Origin of the sequence: Marinobacter flavimaris (assembly GCF_045057155.1) — a bacterium.
Taxonomy (GTDB): Bacteria; Pseudomonadota; Gammaproteobacteria; order Pseudomonadales; family Oleiphilaceae; genus Marinobacter; species Marinobacter manganoxydans.
Genome location: NZ_CP171359.1, coordinates 2,603,692 through 2,625,000, shown reverse-complemented (window position 1 = coordinate 2,625,000; position 21,309 = coordinate 2,603,692). Strand labels below are relative to the sequence as shown.

Here is a 21,309-nt window from a genome sequence, read left to right as displayed (position 1 = left end):
GTCCTCATCCTTGAGCCAACGTTCCTTGCTGGCTTGTCATCCCTGACACTGATCATTCTACTGTGTATCGAATTCCTACCTATCGGAGAATCGCTCCATGGTTTGTGCGATATATCTTACGAATCTGTAAGCGTTTCGGCGGGTTCAATTATGAACCTGGGTTCAGTATTTTCGGGGCCTGAGAGGCAATTTATTGCTCACTGCGGTGGGCGGCAGCCGCCTCGCGGATTCGCTCCATGGTGATTTCCCGCACGGCCTTCTGGCTGGCACGGATATGACGGGTGAGACGATCCGCCGCCTCGCTTGCCTGCCCGTTGCGCAGTGCCTCCAGAATCGCGGCATGCTCCACGTAAGTGGCATCAATACGCTCGTCCCGGCTGAAGTCCAGGCGCCGCACAATTCTCAGCCTGTCGGTGATCTCACGATGAATTCGTGTCATCTCCCGGTTTCCGGCAGCGGCCACCAGATCGCAGTGAAAGCTCTCGTCCAGCATTCTGACGGTGCTGCCCACCGCGCGCTCGGATGGGTGGTCCGGGTTCCAGAGGGCTACCAGGGTTCGCAGTGCTGCAGGCTCTTCAGGCAGGTTGCAGATCTTGTGCACGGCCACCCGTTCGAGGGTGATACGCAGGTCATAGAGTTCCTCCACCTGCTGAAAATCGAATGGCTTTACCTGCCAGCCACTGCGGAACAGCACCTCCACATGGCCCTCCCGCTGCAAGCGGTACAGTGCTTCCCGCACCGGTGTCCGGCTGGCGTTCAGGCGGGTTCCGACATCCCCCTCGCTGAATCGGTCGCCGGGGATCAGGCGGAACTCGAAGATGTCCTCTTTCAGGGCCTCATAGACCCTGTCGGCTACGGACTCTTTTCGTCTAGGGTTTGCCATTGGCACCGTTTCCCCTCGTGGAGCGCCAGATTGCCCCGGTATGGTCAGGCTCTGGAAGCGATATAGGCGCGCCAGCCACCGAACTCTGTTACGTCCTCTGCACCCTCGAAGCCGTAGCCCTCGCAAATAAAACCGTTTACCCATCGGCCATCAGCCAGCTCGACGTTGCCAATGCCCAGAGGCGCAGGAATCAGGTCCACAAAGGAGCCAAAGGCCGAGGCGGGCATTTCCCAGACTTCCACAATGATTTCCCTGCCTTCGCCAGGGGCCGCCCGTTTCAGCCCGGGCTTCGGCGGTGTGGTGTTTGGCAGGGCGAACAGCCGGTAGTTTGCGGACGTTGTGGTTTGCTCAAGCAGAACCGCGTAGCGCTCACTGAGCTGGGTGTTCAGGGGCATGCCACTGAGGTGGGCACCAACAACGGCCACCTTGATGGTGGGGGTCGAGATGGCGGCCCCGGGGGCTTCTTCGGGGCGGTCGTTGCCTGTAGTGCCCAAAGGGGTCGGGTGGGCATTCAGCCACTGGCACGCCAGGCGTTGCAGCTCGGTGTCTTTCCAGGCGCCACTGATCAGGGTTAAGCCAAAAGGCAGGCCGTCGTCCCGGAAACCGGCAGGAACAGCAAGTGCGCTCATGTCGGCCAGGTTAACGAAATTGGTGTAGGTGCCGAGTTGGCTGTTCAGTGTAACCGGGTCCGCGTTTACCGCTTCGATGGTGGGAGCCGTCGGAGCCGTGGGCACCAGCAGGGCATCCACATCGGCTAACAGTTCATCGATCTGGCGCTGCAGCTCTTCCTTGCGGTACTGGGCCTTGAAGGTATCCGTGGCGCTGAAATTCCCGGCCTTGCTGATAATGCCTTTGACCACCGGGTTCATGTCATCGCCGTGGCTGGCCATGAACGATTCCACCGCCGCGTGGCGTTCAGCCACCCAGGGGCCTTCGTAAAGCAGTGCAGCCAGTTCCAGCATGGGGCTGAAATCAAGCGGCACCAGTTCCACATTCTGTTGTCGCCACTGGCTGATGGCGGTATTCCAGGCCGCTTCTGCCTGCTGATCACCAAACCATTGCGGGTGGTCGGGAATCGCCAGTCGTTGAATGGGGCCGGGCCGCCGAAGGGCCGGGCCATCCAAGGGCAGCGCATAGGGAGCCTTGCGAGAAAACGCATCATCGGCATCGAAGCCCGCCATGGTATCCGACACCAGGCCGGCGTCATTCACGGTCAGCGCAAAAATGGACACGCAATCCAGTGAACGGCAGGCCGGCACCACGCCGCGAATGCTGAACAGCCCTTTGGTTGGCTTCAGCCCCACCAGATTATTCAGCCCGGCAGGCACCCGGCCGGAACCGGCGGTGTCGGTACCCAGGGCAAAAGGCACCAGGCCTCTTGCAACCACAGAAGCCGAACCGGAGCTGGAGCCGCCGCTCACCACGTCCGGTTTGAAGCTGTTGGGCACGGCGCCATAGGGAGAGCGGGTGCCCACCAGGCCGGTTGCGAACTGGTCCAGGTTGGTTTTGCCGATGACGATGGCGCCGGCGGCCTTGAGCCTGGCCACGGTGGTGGCGTCTTCTTCCGGAGTATAGGCAAAGGCCGGGCAGGCCGCTGTTGTCTCAAATCCTGCCGCATCAATATTGTCTTTGGCGGCAAAGGGAATGCCGTAGAGCGGCAGGTTGTCGATCTCTCCGCCGGCGTCCTGGAGTTTCTGTTTCAACCCGGCAAGTGCCTCATCCAGGCCTTTTTGATCCAGAAGCGAAATCCAGGCAACGTCTGTTTTGTCCAGGCGGGTCAGTAACTCACCCAGCAATGATTCGGGCGTAGCGCCCTCTTTATAAGCAGTCTGCCAATCTCTGATGGTCCATCCGAGCATTGAAGGCATTGGTCATCCTCATGTGCGTAATCAACTTGTATACATGTGGAATGGCAATGCTTGTGCCATTTGCCAATTTTTCTTGATAGTGACCAGAAAACATAAGGTTATGAGTATTTTTGAGGCACAAGACGGTTCAGGTCTGCCCACATCAGGTGCGGCCGCACCAAAAACGCTCAAGAATGCTGCACTCCGGAGGCGTATTCAGGAGCGCGGATGCCTCTTATTTGCCTTGTATACTAGATAAGCCTCTGTTTTTAATGGAGATATAAGGGTTATGGAACAGCAGATGCAAAGGCCCTGCTGCGTTTGAAGACGAACTGCATACCCAACTAAGAAAAGGACGCCTGAAATGAACCTCAAAAAACACGTGAAACTTGGCCTCTCTGCGCTCGCTCTCTCCATCTCTTTTAACTCCGTTGCAGCGGAAGATCCCATCAAGGTGGGCATCCTGCACTCACTGTCCGGCACCATGGCCATCAGTGAAACCGTTCTGAAAGACACCGTTGAAATGCTGATCGAACAACAGAACGCCAAGGGCGGTGTGCTCGGTCGTCAGATGGAAGCGGTTGTTGTAGACCCGGCCTCCAACTGGCCGCTGTTTGCTGAAAAAGCCCGCGAGCTTCTGGCCCAGGAAGAAGTCGACGTGATTTTCGGTAACTGGACCTCGGTTTCCCGTAAATCCGTACTGCCGGTGGTGGAAGAGCTGAACGGCCTTCTGTTTTACCCGGTTCAGTACGAGGGTGAGGAATCCTCCGAAAACGTCTTCTACACCGGCGCTGCGCCCAACCAGCAGGCGATTCCTGCGGTTAACTATCTGATGAACGAAATCGGCGTGGAGCGCTGGGTTCTGGCAGGTACCGACTACGTCTACCCGCGCACCACCAACAAGATCCTTGAGACCTACCTGATGGACATGGGTGTGGCCAAGGAAGACATCATGATCAACTACACGCCGTTCGGTCACTCGGATTGGCAGAACATCGTCTCCGACATCAAGCGCTTCGGTTCCGCCGGCAAGAAGACCGCCGTGGTCTCCACCATCAATGGCGACGCCAACGTGCCCTTCTACCGTGAACTGGGTAACCAGGGCATCGCGGCCTCCGACATCCCGGTCGTTGCCTTCTCCGTGGGCGAGCAGGAACTCTCCGGTATCGACACCGGCCCGCTGGTTGGCCACCTGGCCGCCTGGAACTACTTCATGAGCGTGGACAACGACGCTAACTACGACTTCATCGACCAGTGGATTGAGCACACCGGCAATGATGAAGCGGTCACCAACGACCCGATGGAAGCGCACTACATCGGCTTCAACATGTATGTGGAAGCGGTCAAGAAGGCCGGCACCACAGATGTTGATGCGGTAAAAGACGCCATCATCGGTGTGACCGTGCCCAACCTCACCGGTGGCTACGCCGCCATGATGCCCAACCACCACATCACCAAGCCGGTGCTGATCGGCGAGATCCAGGACAACGGCCAGTTTTCTGTGGTTTGGGAAACCTCTGGTCTGGTCGCGGGCGATGCCTGGTCTGACTACCTGCCTGGTTCGCGGGACATGATTGCAGATTGGCGCAAGCCGTTGTTCTGCGGCACGTTCAACACCGCAACCGGCACCTGTGGCGCGTCTGCGGGCGAAATGGCCGCTGAAGCCGAGTAAGGCTCAGACGGTAAAGCACCATCGACAGCCGGGGGTAGTTAAGCCTCCGGTTGTTGCCCCGCAACACGCTTGAAACAGACAGGACACTCTCATGAGCATCTGCCGATCGCCCACATTGCTGCTTATCGCCCTGTTTTCCCTGCTATCGCTGCCTGCAACGGCGCAGGAAGACGATTCTGGCAAGGCTCTGCTGATCAATCTCGCAGAGGCGCCGGCCAGTAAAGTGGAAGAGGCGGTGAACGCCATCGTCAGCAGTGGTGATGAAAGAGCCAGGGGCTGGCTCGAAGCCTACGGAAATAACCGCCTGAGCCGGGTAAAAGACACCGGGCAGGTTGTACTGGTACTGAACAACCGGGGCAGGGACTGGGAAATTGCCGATCCGCTGACCGGAGAGAATATGGGTGAAATGTCCCGCCGTGAGCTGGACAGAGTCGCCATCAATAACCGCATACGGGGCCAGCTTGAAGGCATACTGGCCATGCTGGACCTGAATGCCAAAGACCCGGATGTGCGCGAAGCCTCCGCGCAGGACATGATGGGCAAAGTGGATGCTTCCCTGGTCGAGCCGCTTGAGGCTCAGCTGGCGAAAGAAGAAGACGCGGCTGTACGCAACCGCATTGAAGAAGCCCTGGCCATCTACCGGGTGGGCGAGGGCAACCTGGAGGCCGTGGACGTGCTCGCCGGCAGCCTGCATCCCCGGGCCCGCGCCGCTTTGAACGAAGCCGTTCGCGGTGACAACGAGGCGCTGGCTCAACGTGCCGCCAAGGCCCTCGAAAGCATTGAACAGAAACTCCAACTGAACCGCGCCGCCGAGACCCTGTATTTCGGCCTTTCCCTCGGTTCGGTTCTGGTCCTTGCCGCCATCGGCCTGGCCATCACCTTTGGCGTGATGGGCGTGATCAACATGGCCCACGGCGAACTGATCATGCTCGGTGCCTACACCACCTGGGGCATGCAGCAACTCTTCCCCGGCCAACCTGGCCTGGCGCTGATTCTGTCGATTCCCGCCGGGTTCATGGTCGCGGCCACCGCCGGCATCATCATTGAACGCAGCGTAATCCAGTACCTCAAAGGCCGGCCGCTGGAAACCCTGCTGGCCACCTTCGGTATCAGCCTGATCCTGCAGCAGCTGGTGCGCACGGTGATCTCTCCGCAAAACCGCACCGTGGTAACGCCGGACTGGATGAGCGGCTCCCTGGTGATCAACGACGCGCTCTCGCTGACCCTGAACCGCCTCTACGTGTTGGCCTTTGCGCTGATCGTGTTCGCCGGGCTGATGTTGATCATGCGCAAGACCCGCCTGGGCCTGGAAGTGCGCGCTGTTACCCAGAACCGTGCCATGGCGCGCTCCATGGGCATCCGCGCCACCCGGGTAGACATCATGACCTTTGCCCTGGGCTCCGGCGTCGCCGGCCTGGCCGGGGTGGCGCTCTCCCAGCTCACCAACGTGGGCCCGAACCTGGGCCAGAACTACATCATCGATTCGTTCATGGTGGTGGTGTTCGGCGGCGTCGGTAACCTCTGGGGCACGCTCATTGCCGGGCTTTCCCTGGGCACCATCAACCAGCTGCTTGAACCCTGGGCCGGTGCCGTACTCGCCAAGATCATCGTGCTGGTGTTCATCATCCTGTTCATCCAGAAACGGCCGAAGGGGCTCTTCCCCCAGAAAGGCCGGGCAGCGGAGGGTTAAGGTATGTGGTTAACAAGACCCTTACAGGAACGTTCAACCCAGATATTTCTTGGCGTGCTGTTCGCGGCCGTGGTGCTGGTGACCTTCCTTCACCTGTTCATGCCCCAGGACAGCGCCCTGCACGTGAGCGCCTTTACCGTCACGCTTCTTGGCAAATACCTCTGCTACGCCCTGCTGGCAGTGGCCGTGGACCTGGTGTGGGGTTACCTCGGTATCCTCAGCCTGGGCCATGGCGCCTTCTTTGCTCTCGGCGGCTATGCCATGGGCATGTACCTGATGCGCCAGATTGGTGATCGCGGCGTGTATGGCGACCCGATCCTGCCGGACTTCATGGTTTTCCTGAACTGGCAGGAGCTGCCCTGGTTCTGGCACGGGTTCGACATGGCCTGGTTCGCCTTCATCATGGTGCTGCTGGCCCCGGGCCTGCTGGCGCTGGTGTTCGGCTTCCTGGCCTTCCGCTCACGGGTAACCGGGGTGTACCTCTCCATCATTACCCAGGCGCTTACCTTCGCGCTGATGCTGGCCTTCTTCCGCAACGAGATGGGCTTTGGCGGCAACAACGGCCTCACCGACTTCAAAGACATCCTCGGCTTTAACCTGCGTACCGACGCCACCCGCCTCGGGCTGTTCATCGCCACCGGTATCGCCCTGGCCATTGGCTACGTGATTTGCCGGGGCATTGTGACCAGCAAGCTGGGCCGGGTGAGTGTGGCCTGCCGGGATGCCGAGGCCCGTACCCGCTTCCTGGGTTACCGGGTGGAGCGGGTTCAGCTGTTCGTGTTCGTGGTCTCCGCCATGCTGGCGGGTGTGGCAGGGGCGCTGTATGTGCCTCAAGTAGGCATCATCAACCCCAGTGAATTCTCGCCGCTGTTCTCCATCGAGATCGTGGTGTGGGTGGCCCTGGGTGGCCGGGCGACCCTCTACGGCGCGGTGATCGGGGCCATCCTGGTGAACTACGCCAAAACCGTGTTCACCGGCATCATGCCGGACGCCTGGCTGTTCGCCCTCGGTGGCCTGTTCGTGCTGGTGACCGTGTTCCTGCCCAAGGGCATTGCCGGGCTGCTGCAGAAGCGTCGGAAAGCCAGGGAAGATGACGATACCCCCACCGAGCAGGAGGCGACTGTATGAGCTTTTTTCAGGAGCTGACCGACCGCGAGCATGTGTTCGAGTTTTTGACCCAGGTGCAGTCCCCGGTGGACGTGCGCCACGGGCCGATCCTGTATCTGGAAGACGTGAACGTAAGCTTTGACGGCTTCAAGGCCATCAACAACCTCAACCTCACCATCGACGACGGCGAGCTGCGCTGCATCATCGGCCCCAACGGCGCGGGTAAAACCACCATGATGGACATCATCACCGGGAAAACCCGCCCGGACACCGGCTCGGTCTGGTTCGGTAGCCGCCACAATCTGCTGACCATGAACGAGCCGGACATTGCCTCCCTGGGCATCGGCCGCAAGTTCCAGAAACCCACGGTGTTCGAGGCCCTCACCGTGTTCGAAAACCTGGAACTGGCCATGGCGGCGGACAAGCGCGTGTTTCCCACGCTGACCGCCGTGATGAAAGCCGAATACCGGGACCGCATCGACGAAGTGCTGGAAATGATCGGCCTCGAATCCCTTCGGGACCGCCTCGCCGGCATCCTCTCCCACGGTCAGAAACAGTGGCTGGAAATCGGCATGCTGCTGATGCAGAAGCCCCGGCTGTTGCTGGTGGATGAGCCCGTTGCCGGCATGACCGAGCAGGAAATGGAACGCACCGCCGAACTGCTCACCAGCCTGGCTGGCAAACAGTCGGTTGTGGTGGTGGAGCACGACATGGGCTTTGTGCGCTCCATTGCCCGCAAGGTGACCGTGTTGCACCAGGGCAGCGTGCTGGCCGAGGGCAGCATGGACCAGGTCTCCAACGATCCGGAAGTGATCAAGGTGTATCTCGGGGAGGAGGCGTAATGCTGAAAATTGAAAAACTCAACCAGTTCTACGGCGAAAGCCATACCCTCTGGGATCTGGACCTGGACGTGCCACAGGGCCAGTGCACCTGCGTGATGGGCCGTAACGGCGTGGGTAAGACCACCCTGATGAAATGCATCATGGGCGAGGAAACCACCAAGAGCGGCCGCATTGAATTTGCCGGCGACGTGGAACTCACCAAAAAGAAAGTGGAAGACCGCTCCCGGCTGGGCGTTGGCTACGTGCCCCAGGGCCGGCAGATCTTCCCGCTGCTGACCGTGGAAGAAAACCTGCGCACCGGGCTGGCGGTGCGCAAGGACGGCAGCAAGAAAATTCCCGAACGGGTGTACGAGCTGTTCCCGGTGCTGAAAGAAATGCGCCACCGCCGAGGCGGTGACCTGTCCGGCGGCCAGCAACAGCAACTGGCCATTGGCCGGGCCCTGGTGATCGAACCGCGTCTGTTGATCCTCGATGAGCCGGGCGAAGGCATCCAGCCCAACATCGTGGCCCAGATTGGCGAGGTAATCCGAAAGCTCATCGAGGAAGACGGTCTCACCGTGTTGCTGGTGGAGCAAAAGCTTCCGTTTGCCCGCAAATACGCTGACCGCTTTGCCATCCTCGACCGGGGCCGCCGCGTGGCGGACGGTGAGATTGCCGAGCTGACCGATGAACTCATCAAGAAGCACCTGACGGTATGACGGTTTTTGAACGCATCGAACCCGCCCACGACTCCGGCCATCGTTTCGACGCCGGGCGGCACTGGGCCGCGTCCATTGCCCTGGGCTTCGACGCCCGGCCGGATGGCAGCAACACCGCCACCCGGATGACCCATGTACGCCACAAAGGCCCGTTGCGGGTGCAACGTCCGTTTTACCCGGAAGGCCGTCATGGCTGCTGCCACGTGTACCTACTGCATCCGCCGGGCGGATTGGTGAGTGGCGATGCACTGAGTATCGAGGCACGTGTAGGTAAAGACTCGCACACCCTGCTGACCACGCCAGCGGCGGCCAAGCTCTACAAGGCCGACAGCCATGGGGTGGCCTGGGCCCAGCACACCCGGCTGAAGGTGGAGCAGGGCGGCATTCTCGAATACCTGCCCCAGGAAACCCTGGCGTTTGATGGTTCCCGGGGCGAACAGACCACCACCATTGAACTGGAAGCCGGCGCCCGATGCATCGGCTGGGAAATCCTTGCCCTCGGGCGCCCGGCCAGCAAACTGCCGTTTGTTTCGGGCCACCTGGAGCAGAAATTCCGCCTGCTGATGGACGGCCGCCCCCTGTGGCTGGAACGCCAGTTGATGGACCCGAACCACGCCAGGTTCAAAGGCCACTGGGGCCAGGGCGGCGCCACCGTGCAGGCCACCCTCTGGGTGGTCGGCCTGGACGACGAAGCCGCCGCCATTGAAGAACTCAGGGAAACCCTTCCGGAAAGCCACCGCTGGGCGGTGACCCGCCGCCGGGGTGTGGTGCTGCTGCGCTACCTGGGGCAGGAACGAAACGAAGCCTGGGCCCTGTGCCAGCAAGCCTGGGAACTGATCAGACCAAGACTCACCGGCCAGCCTGCCAGCGTTCCCCGAATCTGGCTGACCTGAATAACAAGCAGAATGCGACGCGATCAACGGAGCAAACAACGATGGAATTAACGCCAAGAGACAAAGACAAACTGCTGCTGTTCACAGCAGCCCTGCTGGCCGAGCGCCGGAAAGCCAAAGGCCTGAAGCTCAACTATCCGGAAGCCGTGGCCCTGATCAGCGCCGAAATCATGGAAGGCGCCCGCGAGGGCCGCACCGTGGCCGAGCTGATGGCCGCCGGCACCGAAGTCCTCACCCGTGATGACGTGATGGACGGCATCGCCGAAATGGTCGACGAAGTGCAGGTGGAGGCTACCTTCCCCGATGGCACCAAGCTCGTCACCGTCCACAACCCCATCGTGTAAGGAGCGCGCCATGATTCCCGGTGAATACCAGCTCAAAGACGGCGACATCGAACTCTGCGAAGGCCGTGAGCGCATCCAGATAGACGTGGCCAATACCGGCGACCGCCCGATCCAGATCGGCTCTCACTACCACTTTGCCGAAGCCAACCCGGCCCTGGATTTCGACCGTGCCAAGGCCCGTGGCTACCGCCTGGACGTGGCGGCCGGCACCGCCATCCGCTTCGAACCCGGCCAGAGCCGCGAAGTGACGCTGATCCCGTTTGCGGGCGGCCGTGAAATCTACGGTTTCCGGCAGGAAGTCATGGGCAAACTGGAGGGCCAGAAATGAAAATTACCCGACAAGCCTACGCCGACATGTACGGCCCAACCACCGGCGACCGGGTAAGGCTCGGCGACACCGACCTGTGGATTGAAGTGGAAAGCGACGCCGCCCACTACGGCGACGAAGTAAAATTCGGCGGCGGCAAGGTTATCCGCGACGGCATGGGCCAGAGCCAGCGTGCCGATGCCGCCGTGATGGACACCGTGATCACCAACGCCTTGATTCTCGACTGGTGGGGCATCGTCAAAGCCGACGTGGGCATCCAGAAAGGCCGCATCGCCGCCATCGGCAAGGCCGGCAACCCGGACACCCAGCCGGACGTGACCATCGTGATCGGCCCCGGCACCGAAATCATCGCCGGTGAGGGCAAGATCCTCACCGCCGGCGGCATCGATGCCCACATCCACTTCATCTGCCCCCAGCAGGTGGAAGAAGCGCTAATGAGCGGTATCACCACCATGCTCGGCGGCGGCACCGGCCCGGCCACGGGCACCAACGCCACCACCTGCACGCCGGGCCCGTGGCACATTGGCAAGATGCTCCAGGCGGTGGATTCCCTGCCCATGAACATTGGTTTTCTGGGCAAGGGCAACGCCTCCCTGCCGGAATCCCTGGAACTGCAGATCCAGGCTGGCGCCATTGGCCTGAAGCTGCATGAAGACTGGGGCACCACCCCGGCCAGCATCGATAACTGCCTCACCGTGGCCGACAAATACGATGTGCAGGTGGCGATTCACACCGACACCCTGAACGAATCCGGCTTTGTGGAAGACACTCTGGCCGCGTTCAAAGAACGTTGCATCCACACCTACCACACCGAAGGCGCCGGCGGTGGCCACGCACCGGACATCATCACCGCCTGCTCCAAGGATTACGTGCTGCCGTCGTCCACCAACCCGACACGACCCTACACCGTGAACACCATCGACGAACACCTCGACATGCTGATGGTGTGCCACCACCTGGACCCGAACATCCCGGAAGACGTCGCCTTTGCCGACTCCCGCATCCGCCGCGAGACCATCGCCGCCGAGGACATCCTGCAGGACATGGGCGTGATCTCCATGATCGCCTCAGACTCCCAGGCCATGGGCCGGGTGGGCGAAGTGGTGTGCCGCACCTGGCAGACCGCCCACAAGATGAGACAGCAGCGCGGCCTGCTGCCGGAAGACGAAGACCGTGGCGCCGACAACCTGCGCGCCAAACGCTACATCGCCAAGTACACCATCAACCCGGCCATCACCCATGGCATCGCCCATGAAGTGGGTTCCGTGGAAGTGGGCAAGCTGGCGGACCTGGTGCTCTGGAGCCCGGCGTTCTTCGGCGTGAAGCCGGCCACCATCCTCAAAGGCGGCATGATTGCCGCTGCACCCATGGGCGACCCGAACGCCTCGATTCCCACGCCCCAGCCGGTGCATTACCGCCCCATGTTCGGCGCCTTCGGCAAGGCGGCCAGTGCCACCCGCCTGAGCTTTGTGAGCCAGGCGGCAATTGATGCCGGTATTGGCAAAGAGCTTGGCCTGGACAGCCCATTATCCGCCTGCAAGGGCGTACGTGAGGTGCGCAAGGGCGACATGAAACTGAACGACGCGTGCCCGCACATCACCGTGGACCCGCAAACCTACGAAGTGCATGCCGATGGCGAACTGCTCACCTGTGAGCCCGCCACCGAACTGCCCCTGGCCCAGCGCTACCATCTCTTTTAATCAATACAGCTCAAGGCTGTTCTGAGCCGGGTACTGGAGAACTGATTATGTTGGAACTGACAAAACGCCTGAGCGAACAGGAAGCTGCCGAAATCGACAGCTCCGAAATCCTCGATAACCTGATTTTGCCGTACGAGCTGCGCATCCGTGGCCGCCTGCGCGCCACCACCCAGACCAGGGTGGACGTGGGCCTGTTTCTTGATCGCGGCCCCGTGCTGCGGGACGGCGACCTGCTACTGGCAAAAACCGGAGAGATCATTCGCATCCGCGCGGCCGAGGAACAGGTGGTCACCGCCCGAATCGAAAACGGCCAGCCCCTGGCGCGCCTGTGTTACCACCTGGGCAACCGCCACGTGACCCTGGCCATCGGCATGGACGACAAAGGCGCCTACGTGCGCATTACCCCGGACCACGTGCTGGAAGAACTGGCGGAACGCCTGGGTGCCACACTTGTGCACCACACCGCGCCATTCGATCCGGAACCCGGAGCCTACACCCAGGCCGGGTATTCCCATGGAAACGGGCACAGCCACGGCCATTCCCACGGCCATTCCCACGGCCACAGCCATTCACACGATCACGACCACGGGCACAGCCATGGCCACAGTCACAGTCACAAACACACCCACTGAGGCCGCCACCCCGCAGGTGGACGACCTGGCATTGCTGGGCCTGATGCAACTGGTCAGCCCCGCACTGCCCATCGGCGCCTTCGCCTGGTCCCAGGGCCTGGAAAGCGCCTTCGAACTGGGCTGGGTGAACAACGAAGCCGAACTGGCCCAGTGGATTGAAGGCGTGCTGGAAGACGGCCTCAGCCGCTGCGAACTGCCCCTGCTGGTGCGTTTGCAGACCGCCTGGGCCGAAGGTGATGCCATTGCGCTGGCAAAGTGGAACGACTGGCTGCACGCCACCCGGGAAACCGCCGAACTGAGCGACGAAGACACCCGCCTCGGCGGCGCCCTCGTTACTCTCTTGCGCAACCTGGAGCTGCTGCCAGAGCCACACCTGATTCCGGAAGAGCCCGGCTACATCACCATGTTCGCCTGGGCCGCCCATAAACGCTTTTTACCGGTGCGCCAGACGCTGCTCGGCTTCGCCTGGGCCTGGCTGGAAAACCAGCTCGCGGTGGCCTGCAAGGCATTGCCCCTCGGCCATACCGCCGCACAGCGCATTATCGAACGGCTGCGGCCGCAACTGGCGGTGGCGGTAGACACGGCCCTGGAACGAAACGATCACGAACTCGGGCCCATCCTGCCGGGACTGGCGCTCGGAAGTGCACTGCATGAAACACAGTATTCACGGCTTTTCAGAAGCTGAATAACAATTGAGGAGATCTGCCATGACACATTGTCTGAGAGTTGGAGTGGGTGGCCCGGTTGGTTCCGGCAAAACCGCCCTCTTGCGCCAGTTGTGCAAAGCCCTGCGGGATCACTACGACATCGCCGTGGTGACCAACGACATTTACACCCGGGAAGACGCCGACTTCCTCCTGCGCCACGAAGCCCTGGCCGCAGACCGCATCCTCGGCGTGGAAACCGGGGGCTGCCCCCACACCGCCATTCGCGAAGACGCCTCCATGAACCTGGCGGCCATCGACGACCTGCAAAACCGCCACCCGAACCTGGAACTGGTGCTGGTGGAATCCGGCGGCGACAACCTTTCCGCCACCTTCAGCCCGGAACTGAGCGACCTCACCCTCTACGTGATCGACGTCTCCGCTGGCGACAAGATCCCCCGCAAAGGCGGCCCCGGCATCACCAAATCCGACCTGCTGATCATCAACAAGATCGACATCGCGGAACAGGTGCACGCCTCCCTGGATGTGATGGAGCGGGACAGCAAGAAAATGCGCGGCGAACGCCCCTTCGTGTTCACCAACCTTTACGACGGAGTAGGGCTGGAGACGATCATCAGCTTCATTCTGGAGCGGGGCATGCTGCCGGAGCGCCGGCCTGAGAAGCTTGCCGAGACTGCTTAGAGAAACCGGATTTTGAGATTTAAACGAACTACGGAGAGAAAACTATGCAACTGACTAACCGATTGACTATGACTGCCGGCCTGCTACTGATCTCAGGTGCTGCCTTTGGTCACGCCGGCCATGAAGCACTTGGTGATGGAGTGCATATTGAATACTTCCTGGCGGCTGGTGCTGCGGTTGCTGCTGGCATCTACGCGCTGATGCGGCATAAACGAGGCGGGCAGGATTGAGGAGAGACCTAGACTGATTTGCTCCTTATTGGTTTGAAAAGCCGCTCCTGATTCGGGCGGCTTTTCCGTTTTTGAATTACTAAATTTTACGTCCGAAGGGTAGGAAGTTACCTTACGATTAGGCTAGTGTGTATTCAGAAGAAACGGACTGACGCCGCTGTTAAGGATAACGGATGGACCACACCCAGCTACTGCACACCCTCCAAAACGCCATTCCAACGGCCATCTGGTATCTGATTCCGTTCTTCCTCGTTGCGGCGGTCATCAAATCGCCTTGGTTCAAAGGCAGAGCCGGGGAAGCGGTGGTTAACCTTTCCGCCAAACTCTTTCTCGATAAAACCCGTTACCACCTAATCAAGAATGTCACCCTGCCCACGGAAGACGGCACCACCCAGATCGACCACATCATCGTTTCCCGGTACGGGGTGTTTGTGGTGGAAACCAAGAACATGAAGGGCTGGATCTTCGGTAACGCCAAACAGCGGTATTGGACACAGAAGATCTTCAAGTACTCGCAGAAATTTCAGAACCCGCTGCACCAGAACTACAAACACGTTAAGACACTGCAAAGCCTGTTGGAGCTGAGTGATGAGCAGGTGTTTTCGGTAGTGGTCTTTGTGGGGGATTCGACGTTCAAAACGCCAATGCCGGAGAACGTGACCCACGGTGGTGGGTATGTCCGCTATATCAAAGCCCAAACCGAGCAGCGGCTGTCGGATGTTGAGGTTCAGAAGGTAATCGAAGCCATTGAATCCGGGCGGCTGGCGGCTACGTTCAAAAATCACAGATATCACGTCAAGCATGTGAAGGAGGTCGTGGCGAAGAAAAACAGTGAGCCACGATGCCCGAAGTGCCAGGGTGAGATGGTAAAGCGCACGGTGAAGCGTGGAGAGAATATTGGGAAGGACTTTTATGGCTGCAAGGCATTTCCCAAGTGCCGGGGGATGGTTGGTGCTTCGTTATTGCAGAAACGAAGCTCTCAAATGATTACGGAGCGACCAGAATGTTAACGCAACGGAGCGTATTGATTTAAGTGGTTTAACTGGCGAAATCTGAGTTTTTGGTTCTGAGCTTTTATTGACGCTCAAATGATTCCAATAAAGAAGCGCGCTATCTATTTACTGTTAGGCTTAAATTATGTTTTTCCACATCGACGAGTCAGGGAATACAGGCAACAATCTTTTTGACGAAGCTCAACCTCGACTAAGCTATGGGGTGCTCTCTAGCAAGAGAAACGTCGATGCACTGTGCCTTTCTACACATAAAAAGATATTAAAGGAAATTGGCCAACCTCAAATACATGCAAATGAGCTAGGGTTTGGTGGTCTCGTAAAAATAGCTGATCACTTGATCGAACTTCAGGAAAGGATGGAATTCGACTTCGACTACTATTTTATCGAAAAGCCTGATTATGCGCTTGTTTTGTTTTTTGATGCAGTATTCGATGCTGGACTAAATGAGGCAGTCAAGTGGGATGTTTATTGGACTCCCATGAGATACCTTGTAATTCACAAATTATCTATCTTGTTCGATGAAAAGCTACTTCGCGAGTCGTGGCGCTTATGCATAGCAAAGCGAATAGAAAGATATACCGATGACATTGTCAATCTGCTTTCCGAAGTGCGAGACCGCGTTGTCCAGTCTGGGCTGGACGCTCGCTCTGTAGAAATCATCGTTGATGCGATGAATTATGGGATTGCGAATCCACTGCATTTAGACTTTGGTCACCCAGATCAAAAGATGATTTCTCCAAACGCAGTGGGCTTTCAGTTTGTGGTTTCATGTATTGCTCGTCGGGTTCGAAAGAAAAGGCGAAAAAGAGCTAACTCAATAATCGTCGATAGACAGAATCAATTCAATAATGCTCAGATTGGAACCCATTACAACCTTTCAAGAATTTCTGAGGGAATTAGGAAGGCGCCTCAGAAAGAGAAGGACATTTATCTTAATCATCCACTTTTTTCTACATTTGAAAAATCTGAAATATTGAACGAGGGCCTTTCTGATAAAGAGCTCACGATTTCAAAGAGTTCGGATTCTATAGGTTTGCAAATCGTTGATGTCTATCTCTGGATAGCAAATAAAATAGTTTCCGGACAAGAGTTGCCTTATGAACTTTGGAATCTATGGTCCATGTTTGTTGACAGGAGTACTATTGATGGTATTTCTTTAGATGGTATGGCGGCGCGATTTAAAACTTTTGAGAGGACATTGCCAAAGCTAGAAGAGCTATCTGAGGAACAAAAAAAGGTAGTAGCACAGTCTGTAGAAGCACACCGAAAAAAAGTTCAGGCGCTTGGAAGCGATAAACATTCTGAAGCCTAACAAATCGCGTCACTCGGAGGTTCTGTATCCCTGTTCAATGGAAACAATATTCGGGTAAAGTACCCGCACCGTCGACCAGGTGGCGGAATTAAGATTGTAATCCAGAATTCATCAGAGCATGGGACTGAAGAATATTCCGCTCAACACGTAGTTGATAACAATATCAGGATCATTGGCCGCGTATTTTGGTGGTCAGTACTGAGGTAGGAGGAAATGGATGTTCACCCGCCAGCAGGTCAGGGACCATATCAGGCACCCAAAGGCCGTCCGCTCCATCGTTTTTAGACCCGCCAGCAAATCGAGGGATATGCCGAAGTTCCTCAACATGAAGAGTCGTAGGGTCGAACACACAGATTTAATGGATGCTGGTGGGAACTACCGAGCTTTGTTTCTATGGCGAGATGGCGCCTACTTTGACAAGCGAAAATTCTCAGCTTGGCTATTCTTATCGCAGGGTGAAGATCTTATTCCAATCGCAAGAATGGACTATCACCCGTCGCACAAAGGGTTTCACGTCCATTTCAACTGTGAGGATGGCCGTGATTTAACCAATAGAGCTCTTCCAGGAGTCAAGGAGTTGGCTTTCGGTAAAACTCGACGGTTGGACCCGAAATTGGATATTGATCGTATTAATTTGGTCGACCAAGCTCTAAAATGCCTTGGCATTTCGTTGCCCAGCGAGCAGGGAGGGCTGTTCTAATGGACACAAAACAACTTCAGTCGGAGCTATGCAAAGGCTTCTATATTCGTCCGACAGAAGCCGGAGGTGTATCCATTTCCACGCCTTTCACCTATGACGACGGTGACAGCGTTGTTCTATTCGTTTTGCCTATATCCGACGGAACCTTCCGAATAGACGATAACGGCGAGGCCGCATTTCGGCTGATGACGGATGGCGTCAGCATCGAAAAAGGCAAGCCCCAGGCTTGGATCAAATCTTTGGAGTTCAGTCACCAGGTATTTTGGGACGAGGTGGACGAAGAGTTATTTGCTGTAGCTAGTTCAGCTGCTGAGGTGGCTGACGCGGCAATGCGTGTAGCAGAGTGTTCCGCGCAGATGCAGGTCCTGTCTGCGTTTCGGCAGGATCGCAAGATATCTGACTTCAAAGATCAAATCATGAGTGTTCTTCGGGAAGTGGAGAAGGAAACGCAGATTGAAGCTCGCTATGACTTCGCTGCTGACCCGAACCAGCAGATCTTTGTCGACGCTTACTTCATGTCGAAAATTCCGATTTCCGTTGTGGTTGCAACCTCTGGCGAGCGCTTAATGGAAGCGGAGCTACTGTGGAGCATGAGCCAGCAATTGAAGGATCCCATGCGGGTAATCGCAGTGTTTGAAGATATGACGAAATTCAGCGACAAGCAGTTGGCGCGGGCTAGTTATTACACAGATAAAGCCGTTCCTTGGAAGGGCATGCCTGCAGCCTTTCGTAAGCTTATGACAACGGAAGTTACCGGAAAACACTGATGTGGAAGTTGCTTCTGGTGTTTTCCTCTTGCCAAGGAAATTAGGTGCCCAATGAAAAATGAATCTGCTGACGATATGTGGGCGGAGCTGAAGTCCAGCAAACCCAAGATGATATTCATGATCGTCTTGGTTGTTGGTGCTCTGGCCGGTGTTTTCAGCAAAAGCTTCCAGATCCCCGGTTTTCAGGCCGAACACCTAAGCCTGTCCTATGACCAGATGATGGATCAGATCTATACTTCTGGTCTCACGTCAGCCCAGGAAGCTGAAAAGAAATCCCAGTTCGTCGGCAAGCGCGTGACCTGGACGGGGACCGTTATCGATGTTGAGCCGGGCTACCGGGGCAATAGGATTGAGCTTAGCGACGGGGATCAAAGAGCGCTGGCCGATTATTTCCTTGAGGAAGTCCCCGACAATCAGGCGCTCTCACTCTCCCAAGAAGACGTCATCCGCTTTACAGGAACGATCGATAGATTCACCGATGGAGTGCTTACCGGATATGTCCATTTTACTGATGTCGATTTAAAGTAACTCCCTGCTTTATTTGCAATACTCCGACAGCTTTAATATCTATCTATTTGCGCTTTGTCCTCAATTTTCTGAAAACCGGGACAGATCTATTAATGCGGTTATTTGGGCAAGTTGGCGCGCTTTTCCGGAGACATTCCCTTTTCCCATTCAGCTTCCTCTCCCGGCGCTGGCAAAAACCGCCCAAACTCGATCATCTGGGTGGCCGGAACGTCTTGCAGATAGATCCAGACATTTTCAGCTGTGATGTCCACGATTTGGGCAATTTCTTCAAGCATCTGGCTCATCAGGGCTTGTTTGATCTGGGTGGTTCTGCCCTCCCGAACCAGGCCGTACACATACACCTCAGGCGCGGTGTTCACTCTGCCACCCACAAAGTGATCGCCCTCATTGGCCGCATAAAACAGAACCTGGGCAAAGAACCGGGGAGCGCCGGTTTGGGCGTTGTGGGCCGTTGTGATGGCCTCGGCGATCTGTGATTTCTGCTGCGGCGACAGAGACAGATTCGCGACCGTGACGGTGCGGAGTCTGTCAACGTAGATGTCGCGTTTAAGTCATCAGCTCTTTAACAATTGGCCGCCTTTTCCGGGTTCAGAGTGACTGATTCCGGCAAGCTGAAGTTTCGGATATCACCAGACCAGCGACGCGGGTTCTCGGCTTTCGCCGCTTCGATAATCTGTTTTCGCTGGGCCAGGATCTGATCAGCTTCGCCCGTATGGCGTTGCTGAGGTGTTACGTAGTTCAAGGCGCTGTGTCGGTGCTCGGTGTTGTACCAGCGCACGAACGCCAGTACCCATTTGCGGGCCTCCTCGATCGTTCTGAAGCCGTTTACCGGGAACCCCGGGCGGAACTTCAGGGTTTTGAACAACGACTCCGAGTAGGCATTGTCGTTACTGACCCGGGGGCGACTGTTCGAGGGCGTAATACCCAGATCGTACAGTTTCTCCAAGAAGGTCGAGGCCTTCATGGGGCTGCCATTGTCGGAGTGCAGCACTAGAGGCTTGTCCTTCGTCGCCAGGTGTTCACGCCAGTAGGCCTTCTCGATGAACTCGCTGGCAAGCTCGCCGGTCTCACTGTGATAGACCTCGTGACCGACGATCTTGCGGCTGTATACGTCCAGCATCAGATACAGGTAGAACCAGGTGCCTTTTGCTGGCCCCGGCAGCCATGAGATATCCCACGACCACAGCTGGTTCGGTTCTGTGGCCTTGTGTGTAGTTGCCCTGCGCTTGCTCTGGGGCGCTTTTTGCCGACCTCTGGGGTGTACTTGATCCTTCTCCCGCAGAACCCGATAGAAGGTGGATTCCGAGGCCAGGTAGCGACCCTGATCCAGTTGATCCGCAACGATGAAGGCCGGCGGACAGCTTCGATATTCCTTCTGGTTGCACAGTGAGACCACGGCCTGACGCTCCGCCTCCGAGAGTTTATTGGTGGGTGCTGGTCTGGGCACCACCGGTCGTTGATCGGCGCTGACGGCCTTATCTGCCGTCCAGCGCTGATAAGTGCGTATACTCAGGTTCAGCAAGGCGCAGGCCTTGACCAGCCGGGCTCCGTTACCCTGAGCCTCTTGGATCAGGGTAACCGCCTGCTGGCGATCCGGGAGGCTGGTCATTCGTCCTCGTCTTTGGGGCCCCAGATCGCCTCGGCTTTTTTTGACAGCGTCAGCAGTGCAGCCGTTTCTGCCAGAGCTTTTTCCTTGCGTCGCAACTCGGCTTCGAGTTTTTTGACTCGTTTTTTCTCAGCCCTGGCCGCTTGCCGATTCTGCTTGGCCTGTTCATCCGACAGGGCATTGGCTCCCATGCAGGCGGCTTTCCAGGTTTCGATTTGTTCCGGGTAAAGGCCGTTCCTACGGCAATATTCACTAACTTCCGCCTCCGTCATCGGGGCGGTTTCCAGAACAATGCGGAACTTCTCTTCGCTACTCCACTTGTCTGGATGAGCTGAATTCGATGGCAAAACGGCACCTCGTCCTCTGGCGGCTTTACGCCAATTGTACAAGGTTGCGGTACTGATGCCTTCCTGGCTGGCCAACTCGGCAACAGTCAGACTGTGAGGTGGGGCCATCTTCTGGAGAATGGCTTCTTTACGTTCCGGTGAATAATGGGGCATGGTTGTCCTCTGAAATATTCAGGCGACAACTACGCTGACACATAGGGGGTGTAAGTGGGCATGGGAAACTCCTGCCATGGGTTGTACGTTTGCACTGGATCTCGCCACTATTGGAGTGAGGCGGGTTTGTTTCACTATAGCAACGCTTATCTGCCGGGCCCCGGCGATTTACGCTGCCGATCACGGTTGGACGGTTGCAGGTACGTGAAGACAGTGTGGTTGGTGAGATTATTGAACTGGCGGTTTGATCAGATGGGGGAGCCGTGACATGCTCCGGTTTCTGCAGGTTTCAAATTCGACTCTCACCTAAGTCGATATACCGCCGAGTTAAATAGGGAGAAGCCTTTAAGGGCCCCGCCTGCCGTATTCGCAACCTTCGGTACGACAATTAACGGAAAACCGGGACAGATTTATTTTTGACTAGGTGACAGGACAGTCACAAGATAATTAAGAGGAAACACAATGCAAAAAAGGAACGCAGTAGCCCTTTCGGCTGTTCCGGATCTGGTTTTCCATCCGGTTGTTGTCGATGGGCACTGCGCCATCGTCCAGGTAGCGCGTGATGCAGTGTATCGGCAAGCGGTTTGGCTCTGGTTTGTCGGATTTTCTAGCGCTTATCCGGTGGCAGGTCTTTGGTTTCCCGCTCGATTTCGTAGAGGGGTTCTACCCCG

22 protein-coding genes and 1 pseudogene are annotated in these 21,309 nt (G+C 57.5%); 18 read left to right on the top strand and 5 right to left on the bottom strand.

Going from position 1 to position 21,309, the window contains the following annotated elements:
• Window positions 1-190: 190 nt before the first annotated feature.
• Window positions 191-883, bottom strand: coding sequence for a GntR family transcriptional regulator (locus tag ACGK9W_RS12450; RefSeq protein ID WP_273044519.1), 693 nt, complete (start codon window positions 881-883; stop codon window positions 191-193).
• A 44-nt stretch (window positions 884-927) separates the two neighbouring features.
• On the bottom strand, window positions 928-2,742 hold the full coding sequence (gene atzF / locus ACGK9W_RS12445) for an allophanate hydrolase (protein WP_405421064.1): 1,815 nt from the start codon (window positions 2,740-2,742) through the stop codon (window positions 928-930).
• A 352-nt stretch (window positions 2,743-3,094) separates the two neighbouring features.
• On the opposite strand from atzF, the gene urtA reads away from it, so the two are divergent.
• From urtA to ACGK9W_RS12355, 18 genes are all read left to right on the top strand, one after another.
• Entirely contained in the window at window positions 3,095-4,402 is a 1,308-nt protein-coding gene (urtA, locus tag ACGK9W_RS12440; protein WP_008175225.1) for an urea ABC transporter substrate-binding protein, read from the top strand.
• Between the two features lie 91 nt (window positions 4,403-4,493).
• Window positions 4,494-6,092, top strand: a complete 1,599-nt coding sequence (gene urtB / locus ACGK9W_RS12435) for an urea ABC transporter permease subunit UrtB (protein WP_405417015.1) — start codon at window positions 4,494-4,496, stop codon at window positions 6,090-6,092.
• Between the two features lie 3 nt (window positions 6,093-6,095).
• A complete protein-coding gene (urtC, locus tag ACGK9W_RS12430) occupies window positions 6,096-7,220 on the top strand; it encodes an urea ABC transporter permease subunit UrtC (protein WP_053112905.1) in 1,125 nt (374 codons plus the stop codon).
• Window positions 7,217-8,041, top strand: a complete 825-nt coding sequence (urtD, locus tag ACGK9W_RS12425) for an urea ABC transporter ATP-binding protein UrtD (protein WP_053112904.1) — start codon at window positions 7,217-7,219, stop codon at window positions 8,039-8,041. Before urtC ends, urtD begins: the two co-directional genes overlap by 4 nt.
• Complete coding sequence (urtE, locus tag ACGK9W_RS12420; protein ID WP_405417012.1) at window positions 8,041-8,739, top strand: urea ABC transporter ATP-binding subunit UrtE; 699 nt, start codon at window positions 8,041-8,043, stop codon at window positions 8,737-8,739. The genes urtD and urtE overlap by 1 nt, the downstream gene beginning before the upstream one ends.
• Window positions 8,736-9,632 carry an urease accessory protein UreD gene (locus tag ACGK9W_RS12415; RefSeq protein ID WP_092031968.1) on the top strand — a complete coding sequence of 299 codons (897 nt, stop codon included), beginning with the start codon at window positions 8,736-8,738 and terminating at the stop codon, window positions 9,630-9,632. Before urtE ends, ACGK9W_RS12415 begins: the two co-directional genes overlap by 4 nt.
• Window positions 9,633-9,673: 41 nt before the next feature.
• Window positions 9,674-9,976 (top strand): urease subunit gamma, encoded by a 303-nt coding sequence (ureA, locus tag ACGK9W_RS12410; RefSeq protein ID WP_092031965.1) that lies wholly within the window; start codon window positions 9,674-9,676, stop codon window positions 9,974-9,976.
• A gap of 10 nt (window positions 9,977-9,986) precedes the next feature.
• On the top strand, window positions 9,987-10,304 hold the full coding sequence (locus ACGK9W_RS12405) for an urease subunit beta (protein WP_008175206.1): 318 nt from the start codon (window positions 9,987-9,989) through the stop codon (window positions 10,302-10,304).
• Window positions 10,301-12,004, top strand: coding sequence for an urease subunit alpha (gene ureC / locus ACGK9W_RS12400; RefSeq protein WP_092031962.1), 1,704 nt, complete (start codon window positions 10,301-10,303; stop codon window positions 12,002-12,004). The genes ACGK9W_RS12405 and ureC overlap by 4 nt, the downstream gene beginning before the upstream one ends.
• Before the next feature lie 47 nt (window positions 12,005-12,051).
• Window positions 12,052-12,636: an urease accessory protein UreE gene (locus ACGK9W_RS12395; protein ID WP_092031960.1), complete on the top strand. Its 585-nt coding sequence runs from the start codon at window positions 12,052-12,054 to the stop codon at window positions 12,634-12,636.
• Window positions 12,602-13,321, top strand: a complete 720-nt coding sequence (locus ACGK9W_RS12390; protein ID WP_092031957.1) for an urease accessory protein UreF — start codon at window positions 12,602-12,604, stop codon at window positions 13,319-13,321. The genes ACGK9W_RS12395 and ACGK9W_RS12390 overlap by 35 nt, the downstream gene beginning before the upstream one ends.
• 22 nt (window positions 13,322-13,343) lie before the next feature.
• Window positions 13,344-13,982, top strand: a complete 639-nt coding sequence (ureG, locus tag ACGK9W_RS12385; protein WP_041645525.1) for an urease accessory protein UreG — start codon at window positions 13,344-13,346, stop codon at window positions 13,980-13,982.
• Between the two features lie 44 nt (window positions 13,983-14,026).
• Window positions 14,027-14,212 carry a hypothetical protein gene (locus ACGK9W_RS12380; protein WP_139216036.1) on the top strand — a complete coding sequence of 62 codons (186 nt, stop codon included), beginning with the start codon at window positions 14,027-14,029 and terminating at the stop codon, window positions 14,210-14,212.
• 173 nt (window positions 14,213-14,385) lie between these two features.
• Window positions 14,386-15,222: an NERD domain-containing protein gene (locus tag ACGK9W_RS12375; protein ID WP_405417008.1), complete on the top strand. Its 837-nt coding sequence runs from the start codon at window positions 14,386-14,388 to the stop codon at window positions 15,220-15,222.
• A gap of 127 nt (window positions 15,223-15,349) precedes the next feature.
• Entirely contained in the window at window positions 15,350-16,537 is a 1,188-nt protein-coding gene (locus tag ACGK9W_RS12370) for a DUF3800 domain-containing protein (RefSeq protein WP_405417006.1), read from the top strand.
• 217 nt (window positions 16,538-16,754) lie between these two features.
• Window positions 16,755-17,237 carry a hypothetical protein gene (locus ACGK9W_RS12365; RefSeq protein WP_405417004.1) on the top strand — a complete coding sequence of 161 codons (483 nt, stop codon included), beginning with the start codon at window positions 16,755-16,757 and terminating at the stop codon, window positions 17,235-17,237.
• On the top strand, window positions 17,237-18,004 hold the full coding sequence (locus tag ACGK9W_RS12360; RefSeq protein ID WP_405417002.1) for a DUF1828 domain-containing protein: 768 nt from the start codon (window positions 17,237-17,239) through the stop codon (window positions 18,002-18,004). Before ACGK9W_RS12365 ends, ACGK9W_RS12360 begins: the two co-directional genes overlap by 1 nt.
• Window positions 18,005-18,055: 51 nt before the next feature.
• Window positions 18,056-18,532 (top strand): hypothetical protein, encoded by a 477-nt coding sequence (locus ACGK9W_RS12355; protein WP_405417000.1) that lies wholly within the window; start codon window positions 18,056-18,058, stop codon window positions 18,530-18,532.
• Between the two features lie 98 nt (window positions 18,533-18,630).
• Here ACGK9W_RS12355 and ACGK9W_RS12350 read toward each other — a convergent pair whose 3' ends face one another.
• From ACGK9W_RS12350 to ACGK9W_RS12340, 3 genes and pseudogenes are all read right to left on the bottom strand, one after another.
• Entirely contained in the window at window positions 18,631-18,990 is a 360-nt protein-coding gene (locus ACGK9W_RS12350; RefSeq protein WP_405421062.1) for a 4-oxalocrotonate tautomerase family protein, read from the bottom strand.
• Between the two features lie 104 nt (window positions 18,991-19,094).
• Window positions 19,095-20,638 (bottom strand): IS3 family transposase gene (locus tag ACGK9W_RS12345; RefSeq protein WP_085986444.1). Its coding sequence is split into 2 segments (ribosomal slippage): window positions 19,095-20,167 and window positions 20,167-20,638, totalling 1,545 coding nucleotides; the frame shifts between segments, so codons are not numbered across the junction.
• A gap of 498 nt (window positions 20,639-21,136) precedes the next feature.
• Window positions 21,137-21,296: pseudogene (locus ACGK9W_RS12340) on the bottom strand (transposase); the annotation flags it as partial.
• Between the last annotated feature and the right edge of the window lie 13 nt (window positions 21,297-21,309).

Coding starts and splice junctions, on each gene's coding strand:
- ureG (WP_041645525.1), top strand. CDS start 13,344: ATGACACATTGTCTGAGAGTTGGAGTGGGTGGCCCGGTTGGTTCCGGC.
- atzF (WP_405421064.1), bottom strand. CDS start 2,742: ATGCTCGGATGGACCATCAGAGATTGGCAGACTGCTTATAAAGAGGGC.
- ureC (WP_092031962.1), top strand. CDS start 10,301: ATGAAAATTACCCGACAAGCCTACGCCGACATGTACGGCCCAACCACC.
- ACGK9W_RS12380 (WP_139216036.1), top strand. CDS start 14,027: ATGCAACTGACTAACCGATTGACTATGACTGCCGGCCTGCTACTGATC.
- ACGK9W_RS12405 (WP_008175206.1), top strand. CDS start 9,987: ATGATTCCCGGTGAATACCAGCTCAAAGACGGCGACATCGAACTCTGC.
- ACGK9W_RS12395 (WP_092031960.1), top strand. CDS start 12,052: ATGTTGGAACTGACAAAACGCCTGAGCGAACAGGAAGCTGCCGAAATC.
- ACGK9W_RS12370 (WP_405417006.1), top strand. CDS start 15,350: ATGTTTTTCCACATCGACGAGTCAGGGAATACAGGCAACAATCTTTTT.
- urtC (WP_053112905.1), top strand. CDS start 6,096: ATGTGGTTAACAAGACCCTTACAGGAACGTTCAACCCAGATATTTCTT.
- urtE (WP_405417012.1), top strand. CDS start 8,041: ATGCTGAAAATTGAAAAACTCAACCAGTTCTACGGCGAAAGCCATACC.
- urtB (WP_405417015.1), top strand. CDS start 4,494: ATGAGCATCTGCCGATCGCCCACATTGCTGCTTATCGCCCTGTTTTCC.
- urtD (WP_053112904.1), top strand. CDS start 7,217: ATGAGCTTTTTTCAGGAGCTGACCGACCGCGAGCATGTGTTCGAGTTT.
- ACGK9W_RS12355 (WP_405417000.1), top strand. CDS start 18,056: ATGAAAAATGAATCTGCTGACGATATGTGGGCGGAGCTGAAGTCCAGC.
- ACGK9W_RS12360 (WP_405417002.1), top strand. CDS start 17,237: ATGGACACAAAACAACTTCAGTCGGAGCTATGCAAAGGCTTCTATATT.
- ACGK9W_RS12375 (WP_405417008.1), top strand. CDS start 14,386: ATGGACCACACCCAGCTACTGCACACCCTCCAAAACGCCATTCCAACG.
- ureA (WP_092031965.1), top strand. CDS start 9,674: ATGGAATTAACGCCAAGAGACAAAGACAAACTGCTGCTGTTCACAGCA.
- ACGK9W_RS12390 (WP_092031957.1), top strand. CDS start 12,602: ATGGCCACAGTCACAGTCACAAACACACCCACTGAGGCCGCCACCCCG.
- urtA (WP_008175225.1), top strand. CDS start 3,095: ATGAACCTCAAAAAACACGTGAAACTTGGCCTCTCTGCGCTCGCTCTC.
- ACGK9W_RS12365 (WP_405417004.1), top strand. CDS start 16,755: ATGTTCACCCGCCAGCAGGTCAGGGACCATATCAGGCACCCAAAGGCC.
- ACGK9W_RS12415 (WP_092031968.1), top strand. CDS start 8,736: ATGACGGTTTTTGAACGCATCGAACCCGCCCACGACTCCGGCCATCGT.
- ACGK9W_RS12450 (WP_273044519.1), bottom strand. CDS start 883: ATGGCAAACCCTAGACGAAAAGAGTCCGTAGCCGACAGGGTCTATGAG.